Genomic DNA, 20,747 nt, shown 5'->3' on the forward strand with positions numbered 1-20,747 from the left:
GGCAAAATCCTGAGCAACTTTTTGTTGCTCAGGTACTTAAAAAGTTTAATTTATAATAGTGTTGCGGAATTAAGGTTATAGAAAAAAGAGTATTTCTACGCTCCATCCGCACATTTTCTCCAGTTAGCTGACATGATGATTCCAAACGGATATCAGAAGATGACGCACCTATTTTAAATGTATATTGACCACCGGCTATAGTCCATCCATTATTTGCATAATAAGCCATTTGCTGAAGAGAAACCTTAAAACTTATTATTTTCGATTCGCCGGGGTTCAAATTCACACGGGCAAACCCTTTTAGCTGTATAGGCTTGAGAAATTCCGAGGAAGTAGGAGACAGATAAAGTTGCACAACTTCAGTACCTGCACATTTTCCTGTATTTTTCACCTTACAGCTAACCTCAATCAAATCATCAGTTGTTTGTGCAGTAGACGGAACTTTTATATCGCTATATTCAAAGGAAGTATATGAAAGCCCAAAACCAAACGGATAAGCTATTCTTTCTTGGAATTCACCATTGTTATAACAATAAAGTTCTTTATCTTCAGTCTTAGGATAGCTAACGCATAATTTTCCGGACGGATTGACATTGCCTAACAAAATATCAACAACAGCATTTCCTCCTTCTTCGCCCGGATACCACGCTTGCAGAATAGCTGAACAACCTGCTTCTACTTCGTCAATCACTTGTGGACGTCCACCAAACATAACCAGAACAACCGGTTTACCTGTAGCAATCAGTTCTTTTAAAAACTGTTCCTGATCTCCCGGCAAACAGATACCTTTACGTTGCCGAGCCTCTCCGCATAAGGTAGGATTCTCTCCTAATGCAGCAATAATCACATCACTTTCCGAAGCTACATTTATGGCAGCCTGCCAGTTAGTAGAATCGGATGATTCCATTAACATCATATTCAAGCGTTCAGTTCTAGGATCTCCTTCACGGATAATGGAAGTCTCATTTTTTGCACTCCAATCACATCCGCGTTCATAGTCCACAGTGAATCTACCATTCGCCTTGTGCTTAAAAGCATCATATACAGAAACAATTTTAGGACTGTCAGGGTCTATTTTTCCTCCCCACCAGAATGCCTGCATAGACTGATATGTATAATCTCCTAACATACACCAATATGTATTTGCATTCGGACCGACCAAAGCTATTTTTCTATATTTGCCAGAAAGGGGCAATACATTGTTGTTTTTTAACAAGACAATGGATTGACATGCCAAGTCATAAGAAGTTTTACGATATTCGGGGCAATCCAAATCCAAATTTCCTGTTGCATAAAGCTTCCGGTCTGTAGATAATAAGCCCAGACGTGCTTTCAACATTAATGCACGTTTTACCGCAATCTCAAAATATTTCTCATTAACCAAACTGTCTCCTATTAATTCGGGCAGATATTTATAACAGTTATTTGATGGTAATTCAATGTCATTACCTGCGGTTAGAGCCTCAACAGCCCGTTGTTTCAAGATATCAGGATTTCCTTTTTGACTAGCATATCCTACTGCCCCATAGTCACTGACCACTACTCCGTCAAATCCAAGATATCCACGTAATATTTTATTCAGAAGAGTATCGCTGGATACGGCTTGTTCACTACGGAACCGGCCATAGGATGTCATCAAAACCTTACATCCCGCCTGTCGTATCATAGCTTCATGTGGCAAAAGCACTTCCTCATAAATTTCTTTCCAACTCAAAGAAGAGCCTCCACCATATCCCAAAAAATGCTTGGTGCACGCAGCAACTCCATTTTTCAATCCTTTCTTCTGCAGACCTTCCACAAAAGCGACTCCCATAGCTGCACTAAGATACCCATCTTCACCATAGGATTCTTCTATACGTGGCCAATGAGCGGTACGTATGAGATCGACCATGGGTGACAAAGCAAGAGTAGCGCCAACAGAGCGCATGACTTCTGCCGTTTGTTCCGTTTTTACTGTAGCCAGTTCCGGATTCCATGTGCAGGCTATACCCAATTGTTGGGGATAAACGGTCGCTCCTTTGGCAGCCAGTCCGGTAATGGCCTCTTCGTGAAATATGGCTGGTATACCTGAGGGAGTCTCATGTATCAGATAATTTTGAAGATCACGCACAAAATCACGCAGTTCATTTGGTTCCATATCTAAAGCGCAAGCATATTGACAAATATGCCCTATACCGTCAGGTATCTTCTCTCTACACTTTTCTAATGACAGTTTTCCATCCTCCATTATTTCTTTCGGACGAATACCATACAATTGTGCAACTCTTTCGGCTTGTGTCATTCTACTATAAAGCGTATCTACTTGCAGGCTCATTTCCCGAATGTCGAAATCCTCAATTGTTTTTTCATGGGTTTTAGAAGTACAACCGATAAATCCTAAAGATATTAGTATAAAACAGTAAATTGATATTTTTTTCATATTTGAATTTATATCAGAAAATATTCTTGTAAAATCAAAGACAACTTGAAATAAAAGTATAAATCTGTCCTGCTTCAGTAGCTACATCATATAAATAAGAATCTTTCAATTCCACTCCTTTCAATGGAGCTTTCTCACTAACCAGCGGACGACTAATTTCTTGCTTTTCAAACAATGGATTAGGATTATCTCCTTCCGCTTTAACCAATGTCATACCATCCATCGCCAAAGTATTGTGCACACGTAAGCGAAGATTACCACCGATAGTAGATTTGATAATTGCCGACTCTACCTTGCCGTCTTTCCATTTCAGAGAAACGATTTCGAAACCACCACGTGCACGAAGCCCCCTAATCTCTCCATTTTTCCAGGTATCAGGTAAAGCAGGAAGTAAATGAACAGCCCCATCATGGCTCTGCATCAACATTTCAGCAATTCCGGCTGCACAACCAAAATTTCCATCAATCTGGAAAGGCGGATGAGCATCGAATAAATTTGGATAAGTACCTCCTCCCTGACCTTTCTGTACTTCAGGAGAAACAAAATTCAACTGATTGGTAATCAACTTAAATGCATGATTCCCATCCAAACATCTTGCCCAAAAACAAACTTTCCATCCCATAGACCAACCAGTAGAAGGATCACCACGCTGTATCAATGTATTACGGGCAGCTTCAAAAAGTATAGGTGATGAATAAGGAGAAATTTGATAACCGGGGAAAAGTCCCCATAAATGAGAGATATGACGATGATGGTCATTAGGGTTATCCCAGTCTTCGAACCACTCTTGCAACTGTCCGTATTGCCCTACTTGCATGGGAGGAAGTTGCCTTTTTAATGACAGAATGGTATCACAGAATTGCTTGTCCAGATTCAAAATCTGTGCTGCTGAACGAGTATTTGAAAATAAATCGGATACCAACTGATTGTCCATCGTGATACCTGCAAACAGATTGGCTTTCCCTTTCCAAATACTAGGCGAATTCTCTGGAGAGTTACTAGGAGTGACTACCAGATAACCGGTATTGGGATCTCTTACTAAAAAATCAACAAAAAATTCTGAAGCACTCTTCAGAATAGGATACACGGAAGCCAGGTATTCCTTATCACCCGAATAGAGGTAACGGTCCCACAAATGTTGACATAACCACGCATTACAGGTAGGCCACGGTCCACAATAAGCCCTATCTACAGCACCATTCATACGCCACAAATCCGTATTGTGATGCAATACCCATCCCCGGCAACCATACATCTCCCGGGCAGCCTCCTGACCGTTCTCATACAATTCTTTCACCATTTGTAGGAAAGGCTCATGCATCTCACGCAAATTGGTAACTTCGGCAGGCCAATAATTCATTTCCGCATTGATATTGGTGGTATAACGGCATTTCCAAGCAGGATTTAGTTTCTGATTCCAAATACCTTGTAAATTAGCAGGTTGTCCTCCCGGCTGAGAACTGGAAATAAGCAAATAACGACCGAACTGAAAATAAAGAGCAACCAGATGGGGATCATCGGAAATAGCGAATTCTTTTATCCGGACATCAGTAGGTTTATCAGCCTGCGAAGTGCGTCCCAAATTCAGAGATACACGGTTATAGTATTTTTGATATGCACTGATATGAGCCTGTAAAGCTCGGGCATAATTCTTTCCGGCATTCTTCATGGATACCTTATTACGCCCGGATGGATTTCCGGATATATCCTTATAATTCACAAAATTAGTGGCCATGGCGATATAAATAGTAGCACTATTAGCATTAGTCACGGATAATAATGTATCTCCTGCCACACTCTTTCCACCCTGTAAATCTAACTTCAAATCTGCACGGAAACAAATAGAACCTTTTGTGAAATCGTCTCCTTTAGTTGTGCCTTCCAAAATCAAGGCATTCTTTCCAGAAACGGTAACATCCACCTTCTGAGGACAAGTCAGGGAAGCGGAAAAAGTAAGTTTTCCCGGTTGAGAAGCAGTAAGGCGGACAATGACCAGCTGGTCGACAAAAGAGGTAAAGACCTCACGCTTATAATCTACTCCATTTACAGTATAAGCAGTCGTGGCTACAGCTTTTTCCAAATCCAATTCACGACGGAAGTTTGTATAATTTTCATGACTAGGAAAGTCCAGACGCAAGCTGCCCACTGTCTGATATGGCATCCCGAAACCGTTCTTGGAGAGGATTTTTTCACCTGCCAACGCTTGAGCTTCAGGATATCTACCAGCAAAAATTAACTGACGGATGGTCGCCAACGCTCCTTTAGCCTCAGGATTATAATTTTTATAAGGAGAACCTGCCGATACTGTTTCCTCATTCAATTGAATCTCTTCGGTTACAGGATTACCATATACCATGGCTCCCAATCGTCCATTTCCCAAAGGTAATGCCTCTTCCCAATATCTGGCAGGCTTATCATACCATAATACAGGTTTTTCCTGAGCATCTATGCTGATGCTGACTACAGATAGCAAAACTACAAGTGCTATTTTTAATAACTTACGTGTCATTTTATAATTAAATTAATAAATATCATCGACTTTTATAATGGAGAAAGAAATCCATTCTCTATCAACCAAGCTTCAGCCAACTCCGGCCACATGACCGTGCTTCCCCTTTGTGCACGCAAAGAGATGGCATGCCCGCCGACAGGAAACAGATGCAACGAAGATTTCTCTATTCCCGCTTTATACAAGGCTGTATAATAAGCGATGCTGTTCAAAGGAGAAACAGCCTTGTCATTAGAAGCATGAAACAAGATAGCCGGTGCCGTGTTACCATCCACTTGTTTTTCCAAAGAAAACAAGTTTCTGAGAGCGATATCCTGTTCCCGCTTTCCCAACAGATTTGTCCGGCTCCCTTTATGAACAATAGCGTCATCCATAGAAATAACCGGAGATATCAATACAGCAAAAGAAGGTTTACAACTATATGCATCCAGTGCATCGCCCACTTTTGACCAGTCTTCATCAATAGCACACAATGAAGCGGCCAGATGACCGCCGGCAGAACAACCCATCACTCCCACTTTATGAATATCTATTCCATATTCCTCCGCATGAGCACGTATATAGCGAAGAGCACGTTGTCCATCCTGCAAAGGAGCTTTGTAAGATTCTATTACATCCGGTGATTGCGGGAAACGATGTATCAGGACAAAAGCCGTTACTCCCAAGGTATTATACCATTTTGCCAATGCGATACCGCTGATTTCATGCGCCAGTTTCACATATCCGCCACCAGGAATGATCAATACCGCCGTACCGGTACGCTCGGCTTTTGACGGTTCATAAACATGAACAGCAGGAATTCCGACTTGTACCACACGTTCCCTGACTACAGAATCTTTAAGAACTATACCTTTGCTATTGGGCATATTATTCTGCCACAAAGGAATTATTTTCTGAGCCTGAAGAGTAACCGTCATCAATGCCATCAAAAGAAAACCTAATAAAAATACGAATCTGTTCATTACTTTATACTCCTTTAAAATCCTGTCCATTTACTGTTACATTCTCAAAGTGAATGTTTTCAACACCAGTCACCTTATTTATTTCCGGTTTCATCACTCCATCAAAAGTGCAATCTTTCACAAAAATATCTCGCGCCTGTATTTTATCCTCAAAACCATCCAGATGCAAAACATACTGACTTTTCTTACTTGTGATATTTTCCAAATGAATATTGTGAAAATAAGGAAGATACGGTCCGTCATCCACATGCCAATATTTCAATTCAAAGCCTAAAATAGACTCCTTACATTCACCTACCCTAATATTCCGGATAAATATATTTTCTACTTCGCCTCCTCGCATGGCATTTGATTTTATACGGATAATACGGTCGAGTTCAGGACTGTCCATGGTACAATTTTCCACCCATACGTTACGGCATCCTCCGGTCACTTCACTGCCAATAGCTACTCCGGCATGACCATCCTTCATTCTACAATGACGGACTATAATATTCTCACTGGGGATATTCCAGTAACGGCCATCTTCATCACGTCCCGATTTGATGGCGATACAATCATCACCTGTATCAAAATCACAATCCTCAATCAATACATTCCTGCATGATTCCGGATCACAACCATCATTATTATAGCCATGACTCTGCATTTTGACTTTCCTGACAGTGATATTCTCGGACAACAACGGATGAATAAGCCAGAACGGAGAACGGTTGAGAGTAAATCCTTCCAATAGAATATTCTTACATTTATAGAGGTTGATAAACTGGGGGCGTATACCATTCTCTCTCATAAAGACACGTTCTTTAAAAGGAATAGAATCCTCTTTCATTTCATACAACAAAGTTTTCTCATTTATTTTCTTACCATCTTCCTGTACAATACCACGAATTCTGTTTTCACTGAACCAATTACTGCTATCAGCCTGGCCATCCATCACCCCGTTACCAGTGATGGCAATATTAGTTTCTCCATAGGCATAAATCAACGGAGAGATATTGTAACAATCTATTCCTTCTATGCGAGTCTGCACAAGGTCGAAGAAGAAGGGATCTGTAGTAAACTTCAGTACCGTACTGTCAGATAAATGAAGGTTTACATTGGATTTCAAACGGATGGGGGCTGTGAGAAACTCTCCATCGGGAATAATAACTTTCCCACCTCCCTGCTCAGAACAAATAGTTATGGCCCTATTAATGGCATTCGTATAAAGCGTGTCTTTTACGTCATGATAATCCGTAATCACGAAACTTCTCTCAGGGAAGACAGGAGGTACAATTTGATTATTAACCTCGGTCATTTGATTCCACGGAGATACTTCTTTTTTATCACATGAAGATATGGCTGTTGTCAGAAACAGCAAAGATACCAAAATTTGAGCGGTTCTTGTCTGCATAGTATTGTATTATGTTTATAATTCTATGCAAAAATAGGACAAGATACCTATACAGCCATTGCAGTATTTGGGGCATTAATTATACATTTTGTTCAACAATCGTTTTATGCTTTAATCTGTACTCTTTTGGTGTACATCCCATTGCTTCTTTGAATACTCTGCTGAAATATTGCGGAGTAGTGAATCCACTCATATATCCTACTTCAGATACAGTAAATTCATCTTGTTCCAAAAGTTGGACAGCCCGTTTAATCCGCATCGTCTTTACAAAATCTACAGGAGAAACTCCCATCAAAGATTTCACCTTCCGGTAGAATACAGTCCGGCTCATGCTCATAGCTTCTGCCAAATCGTCAATTTTAAATTCAGAATTCTGAATGTTTTCCTCCACACTCTGAAGAATATTCCGGATGAAATCATTATCAAAATGAGTAACTTGAGGAGTAGAAGGAGTAAGTTGTTCCATAAGACTAGTATCTTTCTCGCCTTCTCTCATCTTTGAAATGTAATAATCATACAATATTTGCCGTTGTTTGAGTAAGGAATCTACTCTGGCTTTCAAATAAGCAGAACTAAAAGGTTTCGTTACATATTCATCTGCCCCGTATTCCAGTCCTTGGATTTGGTCATTCAAAGAAGACTTGGCAGATAACAAAATAATAGGAATATGACAAATATCATTGTTTCCTTTAACCCGTTTCAGATATTCTATTCCATCCATTTCGGGCATCATAATATCACTGATCACGATATCGGGTAATTCTCTCAACGTCATTTCAAGTCCTTGACAACCATTACCCGCTTCAAGAACCACATACTCCCTAGCAAGCACACCACAGATAAAATGGCGAAGTTCTTCATTATCCTCAATAATGAGAATCCGTGTTTCCTTATCTTCTTCCTCTTCTGTAAGCTTATCGGGTATTGCCACCTCCTGTCCGGAATTCTTGCTGTCCGCTAGAATAAATTCAATATTGGCATCGGCATCGAAAACATCACGGTTACCCGGCAGTCTGATAAAGAAACTGCTACCTTCACCCAGTTTGCTGTCTACTCTGACAGTACCATGAAGCAGATTCAGTAATTCTTTGACCAATGAAAGTCCTATACCGGTAGACATATTGGGATCAATCTCATCCAAAGTATCAAAACGGGTAAACAGACGATTGAGCTTTTGGGCATTAATACCTCTACCCTCATCTTTCACCTGCAAACACAAAATCTGTTTCTCGCAAGTAACAGATAGGGAGATACTTTTCTCATCAGGAGTATATTTAAAGGCATTGGACAATAAATTAAAAAGAATCTTCTCCAATTTGTCCACATCCGTATACATAACAAAGGAATCGAGAGGACAAAACAACCTGAAATCAATACGATGCGTATGAGCCATAGGAACAAAATTACCGTAGATTTTTAGAATTAAAGGGATTATATCTACTTGTTCCACCAATACTTTCATCTTGTCATTCTGTATCTTGCGAAAATCCAATATTTGATTGATGAGCCGCAACATTCTGTCTGTGTTTCTTTTGGCCACTTGCATATTCTCCATGCCTGCATCAGATAATTTCTCATTACTAATGACTTCGTCAATGGGACTGGCTATAAGCGTCAACGGTGTACGAAGCTCATGGGATATATCAGTAAAGAAACGCAGTTTTAAGTTGGAAATCTGTTGTTCAAAATCTATCCTTCTTTGCAGGTTAGTAATGCGTAACACAATGCAGATCACTACCAACATAATCACCACGGCCATGGTGATATAGAGCAATACCGCCCAAACAGTTTCACCGAACACAGGATCAATATGTATGGACAAAGATGCCACATTATCAACCCATACCCCATCGGCATTAGTGGATTTGACTTGAAACAGATAATCGCCGGCAGGTACATTCACCAAACTGGCAGAACGATTATTTCCAAGCTCTATCCATTGGTCATTCAGTCCCTTAATTCGATATACGTATTTTATAGCCGGAGAGTTAACATAGTCCAAGGCAGCAAAAGTTATAGTGAAATTACGTTCATCCGGCTGCAGGTACTGAGCCTCATCGTTACTATATATGTCCTGCCTGCGAGAAGTATTATTCTGATAAATGTCAAGATGGGAAAAAACGATAGGAGGAACGAAATCACTCTTATGCAACTCATCGGGAATTATACATAACGCACCATATAGTGACCCTAAAAGCAATTTACCAGAAGATAGCAAAACAGGCCTAGTCTCTGCCATCTGTATCTGATCTTTATACTCTTCGAGCAGATTCAGGCCAGCATCAAATTTGGAAATCTTGTTTTCTGAAACTATCCATATATTTCCTTCTTGATCCTCTATGCTGGACAGTGACAAATCCGGTAATCGGTCATTAGTGGCATTGTAATGTTTAAAGTTCAATCTTTCAGATAAACTGCTACCATCATCCAAAATATTAATACCACCACTCAAAGTAGTTACCAGCAGTTTACCACCCTTAGTTTGGGTTATATCCAATATATCATTATTGCTCAAACTGGAATAACGCTCATCACAAACATTATGAAAAAAACGAATCTCTTCCGGACGGGAAAAATCTGTAGAACAGGACAGCAATCCGCCAGTAGTACCTATCAAAATCACTCCATCAGCCACCTCATATAAACAACGCACTTTCTCACATACATGAATGGGATAATTATTGAGAATATTACCGTAATGAACAAACTTCAAATCTCCTCCTGCGGAAGCAGACTCAACCAAATTGATACCTCCACCGAAAGTGCCAATCCATATTCTTCCAGACGAATCTTGCAAAATAGAGAATATAGACTTGGAAGAAATGCTGTAAGGATTATCTTTATCAGGCAGGTAACAAGTTACCTGATAGTTGTCCTCCCCTTGAAAACGGAATAAAAACAAACCGTCTTCTCTAGTCCCCATCCAGATGTTATGATCCTTATCTTCGTAAATACAGTACACGTCAGCATTAAATGAGACAGACTGATCCGCCACTATTTTTCCTTTTTGCGAAATATTTCCTATCCACTGTCCTAACGAATCATAAAGACAGATGTTTCCCGGTTGAGTTTTATGATTCCGTTTCCAACCAATCCATACACGTTTGCGATGATCTTCCATCAACGAACGAGCAGACTCTTTATGTCTGTTGATTATATAATCCAACCCACTTTGATGAAAAGAAAGATATCCTAATTCACTTCCTGGAGTGGTATACCACAGATTTTTATGATGATCAATAAAATAGCTGAAAGCCTGAAATGAGATTGGTACTCTCACTCCTTTTTCATAAACATAAGCCTGTTCCAAAGATCTAGTCATCGGATCATAAAAGTATAACTCACCTTCTACAGGATTCACCCAAATACAACCATACTCGTCCTCATGTATAAAAGTACAGGGCTTGGTAAAAGGAACTTCCTTTAACTTAGGATAACTTAACAAGATAATATCCTCAGTAGTACAATCTAAACGAATAACCCCGCCCGTGACCCCCAGCAACCAAAAAATACCTTTTCTATCTTGATATATATCAGGACTGATCTCTACAGGCATTTTATAAAGAGTAAACTTGCCTGTTTTCGGATTATAAAACCGAATCTCTTTTCTCTGTAAAATAGCGATTTTATGATCAGATAAAGATTTCAGTCCGATAATCTCAGACATAGGTTCATTGGGGACACATGGAACAACATTTTGACTCTGATAGTCATATCGGGCAAAAAAGCCTTTTGAAGTAGCAAGATAGATATCATCTGCATTCTCTACCATAAACTTAAAAGGCATAAGATTTGCCATACTCTTCTTTCCTACAATCGTAGCTCCTTTATTTGTCAGAATCCATTCATCTCCATCCTTGTCCTGCATCACAATATAGATACTGTCTCCTATGTTATTTTCTATTTTTCCAGTATATAATTGCACTGACTCCGTAGCAGGAAATCTATTTTCATCCAAACGGAATAACTCATTTTGTACACCTACGGCCCATGTTATCCCTTTACGCAATACATACAGTTTTTCAACTGAGTTTATCACCCCTTTGTTGAAAAGAAAGGGATCTTCATACTGACAAGTACGGGTATTAAACAGATAACAATGTTTATCATACGTCTGACACCAAATATTATTCAGAGAACTTTTTTCAATATTGGTAAAACGATGATTTGTTATACGTACATCACTTTCAGGATAAGTTTTATAATTAGTAAAAGAATATCCATCAAAACGCTCTAGTCCGTTCCACGTAGCCATCCATATATAACCATTATCATCTTGAATGAAATTCTGAATATTTTTCTGTGATAACCCATCCTGAACTGAATAATATTTAATATCAATCAAACTCTGACCAAACAAAGGCAAGGCAGAAAAATACAACCATATAAGAAGAATCTGTTTCAACATAGTATTTACCTTTTTCAACCACACAAATATCGGAAAAAGATGTCACAAACCAATAGCCTGAATAGTTATTACAATGATTAGACCTGTTTTTATAAGAAATTCTACCATAAGTAGCAATATCACACCATAACCTCCCCTTTCAAAAGAACTCTGCCGAAGTATAGCTTCGGCAGAGAAAAGAACAAGATGAACGTCTATCCAGACATTCACAATGCTAAACCATAAACTGATCTTTAAAAATTAACAATTCATTATTCTGTCCAGTCCTCCACTATAGCCGAAGGATCCGGATTCAATATAATAGCTTGGTTATTAATAGATTCAAACTTACTAAAAAATAAATTGAACCATGGACAGCAATATCCTTCTTTAGAGTTCATACGATACCCCACCGGACAATTGGTACCTAGATACCCCCGTGTAACAGGCAATTCTAAACGCTTATAATCCCAATAAATAATACCCTCTCCCCAAAATTCTATCCTTTTTTGCAAAATCAATTCCTTACGAAAATCCTCCATAGTAGATGCCGTACATTGATAGGAACTGTAACGATAAGTTTTCATAAAATTCTCTAAAGCAGAAATTCCAGCACTTACCCCCTGACTAGCGGCTATTGCCTCAGCATCAATAAAATACATTTCTTCAACACGCATTAAAAGATTATCTATCGGTGCACCTACATTGGCGTCAATCATATTGCCTTCTTTCGGCTTGAATTTTAAATGAACATATGCAGGCACCTTTTTAAAATTCTCATCGGTGAACAATGTATGATATTTAGTACCTGGAGCCTTTCCAGCATCTTCAGGAGCAATCCAAGTTTCTTTGCGCCAATCATCATCCGAGATTTGCTCAAATAAAACCTTACTGATCATTCTGTGTGCCCCATAGGAAATTCCTCCTACCCCAAATGGCTGTTCTGTACACAAGTGCCCTGCCAAATTAAGCCATACACTGTGAATATTCTCTTTATTCATGATTCCTCCCCACATCCATGCACTTGTCTGAATAGAGTTAAAGGCCGTAAAATAGTCTTTTCCACCATACCATTCCAATTCTGTCAATGGAGCAGCACCACTTTTAACTATAGCCTGTCTTGCACAATCGGCAGCTTTAATATAACAATCCTTATCCGAATCTATATCTAAATCCACATTCTGGATCAGTGCTGCCAAATCATTAGAATACTTTTCAAATCGCGTACCCAATTCTAGCCAAAAACGAGCTTTTAATGCAAATATAATGGACAAATCAGGCATATTCTTAGTAGGCCTCAAGTAATCAGCTAATAGAACTTCTGCATTCTCCAAATCATCCAAGATATATCTGTAAATAGTATAAAAAGGAACCCGCGGATTATTACGTGCTTCTGCTTCCGTTATATTCTCACCAATGATAGGGACTGTTAATCCATATACCCCATTGGTAGCAGCCTCGTCATCCAGCTTAGAAAATCCAGTCTTCTTAAACTCAAACAGACGAGCCATATCCATGTAAATCATCGCACGAAAGGCTTTGGCTATTCCTACATATTGCCTATTTGTTTCTGTAGTATTATCAAGATCCACAATACGGATTAAATTATTGACATTATTCAAAAATTTATAGTAGTAATAATAAATAGAATTCACCTCTGAATTATCAGCCAAGCTACGGCACAATCCGAAAGAATTATAATAATCATAACCAGATTTATATATATAAAAATCCTCACACATAACTTCTCTTATAATACCGTATGAGGTATAGCCCAAGTCCCAAGTATAACCTTGTCCATAAGTATTATATGCATTAACAAAGCCTACCACGGCATTTAACATAGCATTCATAGCAGCTGGTGATTCTGCAATCTGCTCGGAAATAGCGGTAGAGCTTTTGGGAAAGGTCTGTTCGATACAACTGCTCATATTTATACCTGTACCGAAAAGCAGACAGGCAACTACCGCTGTTTGAAATAATATATTTTTCTTTTTCATCGTCTTAAAATTTTTGATTATAACTAAGTTAGAATTGAAGACTGATACCTCCGGAATAAGTACGGAACGGAGCTATCTTTCCTGATGTACCTACTCCTGAAATGGAACGGCGAGGATCCAAGCCTTTTCTTTTTGACCAATAGTATACATTATCGCAAACAAAATATAAACGTAAATTTTTAATTTTCAAATGAGAAGTCCAACTATCAGGTAATGTATACCCCACTTGAATATTTTGTAGATTCAAATAGCTTCCATCAATCAGAAAGCGGTCTGACGAACCAGTCGTATTCAGATCATTGAAATACCAACGTGGAATGGTTGATGAGGGATTTTCTGGAGACCATGCCTTTAGCACATCTTTATGCCAACGGTTACCTACAGATGTTGCAGTTGGGTTACCCATCATACCTGCATAACCGTAATCATAAGTCAAACCACCAACCAAATAGGAAAATTGAGTAGAGAGATCAAAACCATGGAAAGTAATGGAAGTGCCAAAACCACCATACAAATCCGGATTAGGATCTCCACACAAATAAAAGTCGCCTGTAGAATAAGTGGTCGTTGTTTTTTCCTCATTGGTTTCTTTATCCGTATAATACCACAGTGAAAGTCCGTCCTCAGACAAACCGGCAAAACGTTTCATATACCATGTATTGATAGGCAGATCCTCACCATAATATCTGCTTCCATTCATATATCCTCCATGACCATCCATAACAGTAGTCTTTTTCTCATCTGGCAAATAAGTAATCTTATTCTTATAGTGTGTCAGATTCAGATTTATTTTCCATGTAAAATTCTTTTTATTAACAGGAATATAGTTCAGTTCCAGTTCAACACCCTTATTCGCCATATCGCCGATATTATCATAGTACCCAGGATAACCCAAAGAAAGAGGAACATTGAACCAATTTAACATATCAGTAGTCTTACGATAAAACAATTCAACACCACCATTCAGTTTTCCTTTAAGCAGTTCAAACTCAACTCCCAAATTCATGTTAGTATTCGTTTCCCAAGTTATATCTTTTTTCCCCTTACTATTAAAAGACAATGAAAGTTCATCATTACTATTCACTATATTATATCTGTCTGTATAATTATATGAACCTATATTATCATTACCTTGCTGTCCTATGGAGAACTTTATTTTGAGCATATCAATCCATTTCACATCAAACCAGTCCTCTTTAGACATTAGATAAGCACCGCCTACAGAATAAAAATTACCCCACCAATGATCAGGATGAAAACGCGAAGAAGCATCACGACGATAAGAAGCCGAAAAATAATATTTTGCATCGTAATCATATAAAGCACGGAAAAAATATCCCTCCGTATTATAATCATTCGAATAAGAAGCAGCACTTGAACCATCTATAACAGCCCCATTCAATTCATGGTTTCCCCAATATGAAAACATATTTTTCTTGGATGCGGATAATTCTGCATAATTATATTTATAACTCTCATGTCCCAACATTACCGAAATATTATGTTTACCAAAATTATGGCTATAATTCAATATCTGCTGTAAGTTTAATGTAGTAGTACGATAATGATACATTGTCACTGTGCCATTCTGTTCTGCACCAAAACCATAATATGGATTTGTTGTAGTATAATATCTGATTTCATTAACTGTGGTTCCCACATTAAATGTAAACTTAAAATCTTTCAAAAAAGTAATATCTACAAATGCATTACCATTAAATGTATTACCATTCCTATTTTCTTGGTTAAGCATAGATGACTGAATAGAAGAATTAGGATGGTTAGGACGTGCCAATCCCAGTTGTGCCGTCGCTGTTCCATAATCATATACTTTCCCATTTAAATCCGTCAGAATATTTCCATCAGCATTCCTCACATATACAGGATAGATTGGTGCCATGCCCTCTGTAAAGCTGGATAAATCCGTATCATACTTTTCTGTCAAGGAAGCACTATTACTATGTGTATAACTGATGTTAGCACCATATTTCATCCATTTTTTTGCTTGGTACAAGCCTTTAAAACGAGCGGAATATCGTTCATAATTTGAACTAGGAACAATTCCATCATCTTTTAAATAACCAAAAGAACCATATGATTGCATCTTATCGGTTCCTCCAGCAATATTCACATTATATTCTTGACGCAAGGCAGAACTATAAGCTTCATCAACCCAATCATCCGGATAAAGCATATATCCATTAACCACCCTGCCCAAAGTTGCATTGGGATTCAGCTTTCCGTTCATACCAATAAGATTTTCGTTTTCAGGATAACTATACACATTATAAGTCAAACCACCATTTTCCTTCGTATTACCCACCATATTTTTATTAGCTTGAGCATAAGCCTCTCCTTCTGAAAGCCCCTTTACATACCTCAATTGATTATATAATGCCTTATAATGTGCTTCATAATATTCACCCGGATCTTTGATATAGTCATAATCAATTGTACCACGAGTATTCACTCCCCATTTTGCACTAGCCGTAACAACAGCTTCACCAGCTTTTGCCTGCTTGGTAGTAATAATAATAACACCATTGGCACCACGTGCACCATATAACGCATTTGATGCTGCATCTTTTAAAACGGACACTGATTCAACATCAGATGGGTTGATATTGTTCCATCCTCCCTCATAGGGCATACCATCTACAATAATAAGTGGATCATTATCCGCATTGATAGAACCAATACCACGAATTATCAATGTTGGAGCATCTCCTCCCGGCTGCCCAGATCCACTTGTCATTTGTAAGCCTGCCACTTGTCCAGCAAGTGCCTGAACGACGTTCGTTGTCTGTCTTTTAGAAAGTTTCTCAGCATTTACAACTGAAGCCGATCCAGTAAATGCCGACCTTTTGGCTGTACCATAAGCAACAACCATCACTTCATCCATCATTTCAGACTCTGTAACCAATACTACCTTGACAAAAGATTTAACATCAACCACTTGGGTCTTCATACCAATAAATGAAACCATTACTTTCTTATCAGTTGGTTTAATATTATCCAACACAAATTTACCATCCACATCTGTTATCGTACCATGTGTAGTTCCCTGTATCAACACAGAAGCTCCTACTACCGGCAATCCATCATCCTTGGAAAGAACAATTCCCGACATTTTGGTTACTTGAGCCGATAAATGGCCTATTACAACTAATAAGCACATTAAAAACAGAACAATGCGTTTTCCCATACCATTTAGATTTTTTTTAATAGGTTTAATATGATGGAAACAAATATATTAAATATAATCGATGAATAAAAACTTTATTCACTTTTTTTCTTTATATTTTTTAAAACGATAAGTGTTTTGTGCAAAAATTAAGTCCCTCGTGTCTACCGATTCCACCATTCGAGCATCCTCGACGAGAGAGAGCGGAAAACGAGACTCGAACTCGCGACCCTAACCTTGGCAAGGTTATGCTCTACCAACTGAGCTATTTCCGCCTTTTGTTTTAACGGATGCAAAGATAAGTCATTTTATAATACCAACCAAACTTTGCACCCATTTTTTTATTTACAATCGTAAAATTCCCTCTATTTCGGCCAATTCTTCATTAGTAAAGTTCAAATTATCCAATGCATGAAGATTATCTGCCAACTGTTTCACAGAACTTGTCCCCACAATAACAGAAGTCATTCGTTCGTCTTTCAAGACCCATGCCAATGCCATCTCAGCCAAAGTCTGGCCACGACGAGCGGCTATTTCATCCAACCGACGTGCTTTTCCTACTTTATCTTCTGTCACTTGATCTACTTTCAAAAATCCGGTAGAACGGGCCGCACGAGAATGTTCCGGAATACCATGCAGATATTTTTTAGTCAGCAAGCCTTGCGCCAAAGGCGAAAATGCAATAAAACCGGAGCCTTGTTCTGCAGCCAATGGCAATGATTTCTCCTCTACAGTACGGTCAAACATACTATAACGATATTGGCTAATGAGACACGGCACACCGGCAGCCCTCAACATTTCATAAGCTATTTTAGCTTGTGCTGGAGGGTATTTTGAAATACCCACATACAATGCCTTTCCTTGTTTCACTATATCAATCAATGCCTGCATTGTTTCCTCAACAGGAGTCACCCCATCATAACGGTGACTATAGAATATATCAAAGTAATCCAAACCGGTACGACGCAAACTTTGATCAATGCTGGCCATTAAATTCTTACGCGAACTGTTTCCTCCATAAGGTCCATCCCACATTTCATGCCCTGCTTTTGAGGAAATAATCAATTCATCACGATAACCTTGAAAATTTTCCTTTAAGATTTTACCAAAATTAATCTCAGCACTTCCCGGAATGGGGCCATAATTATTAGCCAAGTCAAAATGCGTAACCCCATTATCGAAAGCGTATTTAATCATATCGGTTGCCACACCGAAATCGTCCACACTGCCAAAATTATGCCACAAGCCTAAAGAGATACGAGGCAAAAGTAATCCGCTATTCCCACAGTATTTATACTGCATCTTGTCATAGCGCTCTGCTGAAGGTTGATATTTCATGATCATGCGATTTATAATTGTTTCTATCTACCCAAAAGGGATTGTTCTGCCTGCTCCATGACTGAGAAGTTAAAACCATCTACTACCTGTTGCATCAGATTTTCAATTCTGTCATTACACAAATTACCTATACTACCCTCATGAGTATGATGTACCTTCTTGTTGTGAGTAAATTTTCCGGCTTCTATATCCAAGCCCACCTTCTTATAAGCATCACGGAATGGCATGCCCTCAGAAGCCAGACGGTTAACCTCTTCCACACTAAATATATAAAGGTAACGATCATCATCCAGAATATGCTCGTTGATTTTAATCTTGTCCATAATATAGGCAGCCATTTGCAAACACTCCTTCAGCTCCTGAAAAGCAGGCAGGAATACTTCTTTTATAATCTGCAAATCACGGAAGTAACCCGAAGGCAGATTGTTCATTATCATCATAATTTGTTGGGGGAGAACCTGTATCTTGTTACACTTAGCCCGTGTCAGTTCGAACACATCGGGATTCTTCTTATGGGGCATAATACTGGAACCAGTTGTACACTCGTCCGGAAGTTTCACGAAGCCAAAATTCTGACTACTAAACATACAAGCATCAAAAGCCATCTTAGAAACGGTTCCGGCAATAGAAGCCAAGGCAAAAGCTACATTACGTTCCATTTTGCCACGTCCCATCTGCGCATATACCACATTATAGTTCATCGAATCAAAACCCAGCAGACTAGTAGTCATCTCACGGTTTAGCGGGAAAGAAGAACCATAACCGGCAGCAGACCCCAACGGATTACGGTTGCACATTTTGAATGCGGCCTGCAGAAACATCATATCGTCCACCAAACTCTCTGCATATGCACCAAACCACAAGCCAAATGAAGAAGGCATCGCTATCTGCAAATGGGTATATCCCGGCATCAGCACATCTTTATATTGATTGCTTTGAGAAATCAGCACATGGAAAAGCCGCTCTACTGCTTCGGCCACTTCTTTTAATTCCGCACGAGTAAACAGCTTCAAATCCACCAGCACCTGGTCATTGCGTGAACGTCCACTATGAATTTTCTTCCCGACATCTCCCAACTTACGCGTCAACATCAATTCTACTTGCGAGTGTACATCCTCTATACCATCCTCTATTACAAACTCTCCCTTTTCGGCAGAAGCATAGATATTCTTTAATTCCGCTAACAGCATTTCCAATTCTCCGGCCGTAAGCAAACCAATACTTTCCAACATGGTGATATGTGCCATTGAGCCCAATACATCGTGTTTAGCCAGATAAAGGTCCATTTCACGGTCACGTCCTACTGTAAAACGATCTATCTCCTCATTTACTCGGACATTTTTTTCCCAAAGTTTCTGTGCCATATTTTTCTTTATTTTTTAATAAGGAATCATCGATAACATCTCAGCCAGTTTATCCACCCCATCCTGTAAAGGTTTAGTAACCATCGCCTTCATAAACATATTCACTTCTGCACGAATAGTTACTTTCAGTTTTGCCTGCCCAGCCTCTACAGGCAAAATCTGAATCCACAAATTCATAGGGACCGGAGATTTTTCACTTTCGAATTTAACACATTTACAAGGTTCACGTTCTATAATACGCAAAGTAATGCTTATGCCTTGTACCGTAAAACTTAAAGAATCACAGTCGAACTCCATACCTTGTACCTTGTCAGCCAATTTATCACGTACAGATTCCAAGTTACTTAAATCCGACAACTTATTAAACACCTGCTCCTGACTATAAGGAACATATTTCACACTACTCTCAAATTGTGCCATAATACCTGCTCTCTAAAAACACGAAAAGAACAATCCGGAAATCCATAAAAATTTCCGAACGGTTCTCTTCATATTATATTTGTTTTAAAACTATAACTTATTTGCCTGCCTCCCAATGAGCCGGATCCTTTCTCCAGTTATCTAAAACAGAAACATCCTCTTCATTAATATATCCGGTTTTCAAGGCCGAATCCAATACAGCTTCATAATTAGTCAGAGTAACCAAGTTCACTTTTGCTTCCTTGAACGCTTCAATTGCCACCGGGAAACCATAAGTAAATGCAGCGACCATACCAATCACTTCACATCCGTCACGACGGATAGCTTCAACAGCTTTCAAGCTACTGCCGCCAGTTGAAATCAAGTCCTCAATAACTACGACTTTCATACCAGGACGAAGTTCACCTTCAATCAGGTTTTCCAAGCCATGGTCTTTCGGAGTAGAACGAACATACACAAACGGCAGATTCAATTCTTCAGCCACCAAAGCTCCTTGAGGGATAGCCCCTGTCGCCACACCGGCAATAGCATCTACCTGACCGAACTTCTCCAGGACAATACGGCTAATCTCAAGTTTCACAAAATTACGAAGAGAAGGATACGAAAGAGTTTTGCGGTTATCACAATAAAAAGGCGACTTCCAACCGGATGCCCAAGTAAAAGGATTAGCCGGCTGCAACTTGATAGCCTTAATCTTCAGTAATTTCTCTGCGAATAATTTTTCTAAAGTCTTCATAACTCAACTATATCTGATAAATATTGTGCAAA

General features: G+C 39.0%; 11 protein-coding genes and 1 tRNA gene. All 12 read right to left on the bottom strand.

Annotated features, from left to right (window positions below):
• Positions 1-28 precede the first annotated feature (28 nt).
• Complete coding sequence (locus AB5935_RS09295) at positions 29-2,419, bottom strand: glycoside hydrolase family 3 N-terminal domain-containing protein (protein WP_368327407.1); 2,391 nt, start codon at positions 2,417-2,419, stop codon at positions 29-31.
• Between the two features lie 34 nt (positions 2,420-2,453).
• A complete protein-coding gene (locus tag AB5935_RS09300; protein WP_038611926.1) occupies positions 2,454-4,928 on the bottom strand; it encodes a glycosyl hydrolase family 95 catalytic domain-containing protein in 2,475 nt (824 codons plus the stop codon).
• Positions 4,929-4,960: 32 nt separating this feature from the next.
• The gene (locus tag AB5935_RS09305; protein ID WP_007855490.1) at positions 4,961-5,890 is read right to left on the bottom strand and encodes an alpha/beta hydrolase; all 930 of its coding nucleotides are present in this window, start codon (positions 5,888-5,890) and stop codon (positions 4,961-4,963) included.
• Positions 5,891-5,894: 4 nt separating this feature from the next.
• Complete coding sequence (locus AB5935_RS09310; protein WP_007841279.1) at positions 5,895-7,286, bottom strand: glycoside hydrolase family 28 protein; 1,392 nt, start codon at positions 7,284-7,286, stop codon at positions 5,895-5,897.
• Between the two features lie 79 nt (positions 7,287-7,365).
• Positions 7,366-11,694, bottom strand: coding sequence for a two-component regulator propeller domain-containing protein (locus AB5935_RS09315; protein ID WP_288259450.1), 4,329 nt, complete (start codon positions 11,692-11,694; stop codon positions 7,366-7,368).
• Positions 11,695-11,945: 251 nt separating this feature from the next.
• Entirely contained in the window at positions 11,946-13,673 is a 1,728-nt protein-coding gene (locus tag AB5935_RS09320) for a RagB/SusD family nutrient uptake outer membrane protein (RefSeq protein WP_368327408.1), read from the bottom strand.
• 28 nt (positions 13,674-13,701) lie between these two features.
• Positions 13,702-16,878: a SusC/RagA family TonB-linked outer membrane protein gene (locus tag AB5935_RS09325; protein ID WP_038611936.1), complete on the bottom strand. Its 3,177-nt coding sequence runs from the start codon at positions 16,876-16,878 to the stop codon at positions 13,702-13,704.
• Positions 16,879-17,059: 181 nt separating this feature from the next.
• Positions 17,060-17,132: transfer RNA gene (locus AB5935_RS09330), tRNA-Gly, on the bottom strand.
• A 70-nt stretch (positions 17,133-17,202) separates the two neighbouring features.
• Entirely contained in the window at positions 17,203-18,195 is a 993-nt protein-coding gene (locus tag AB5935_RS09335; protein WP_007841291.1) for an aldo/keto reductase, read from the bottom strand.
• 23 nt (positions 18,196-18,218) lie between these two features.
• Positions 18,219-19,559, bottom strand: coding sequence for an argininosuccinate lyase (argH, locus tag AB5935_RS09340; protein WP_007839091.1), 1,341 nt, complete (start codon positions 19,557-19,559; stop codon positions 18,219-18,221).
• A gap of 15 nt (positions 19,560-19,574) precedes the next feature.
• Positions 19,575-19,979 carry a hypothetical protein gene (locus AB5935_RS09345; protein ID WP_007839093.1) on the bottom strand — a complete coding sequence of 135 codons (405 nt, stop codon included), beginning with the start codon at positions 19,977-19,979 and terminating at the stop codon, positions 19,575-19,577.
• A gap of 97 nt (positions 19,980-20,076) precedes the next feature.
• Complete coding sequence (gene pyrE / locus AB5935_RS09350) at positions 20,077-20,715, bottom strand: orotate phosphoribosyltransferase (RefSeq protein ID WP_007839094.1); 639 nt, start codon at positions 20,713-20,715, stop codon at positions 20,077-20,079.
• Positions 20,716-20,747: the final 32 nt, after the last annotated feature.

It is taken from the genome of Phocaeicola sp. RTP21198st1_B8_RTP21198_201120, assembly GCF_040929485.1.
Classification (GTDB): Bacteria; Bacteroidota; Bacteroidia; order Bacteroidales; family Bacteroidaceae; genus Phocaeicola; species Phocaeicola dorei.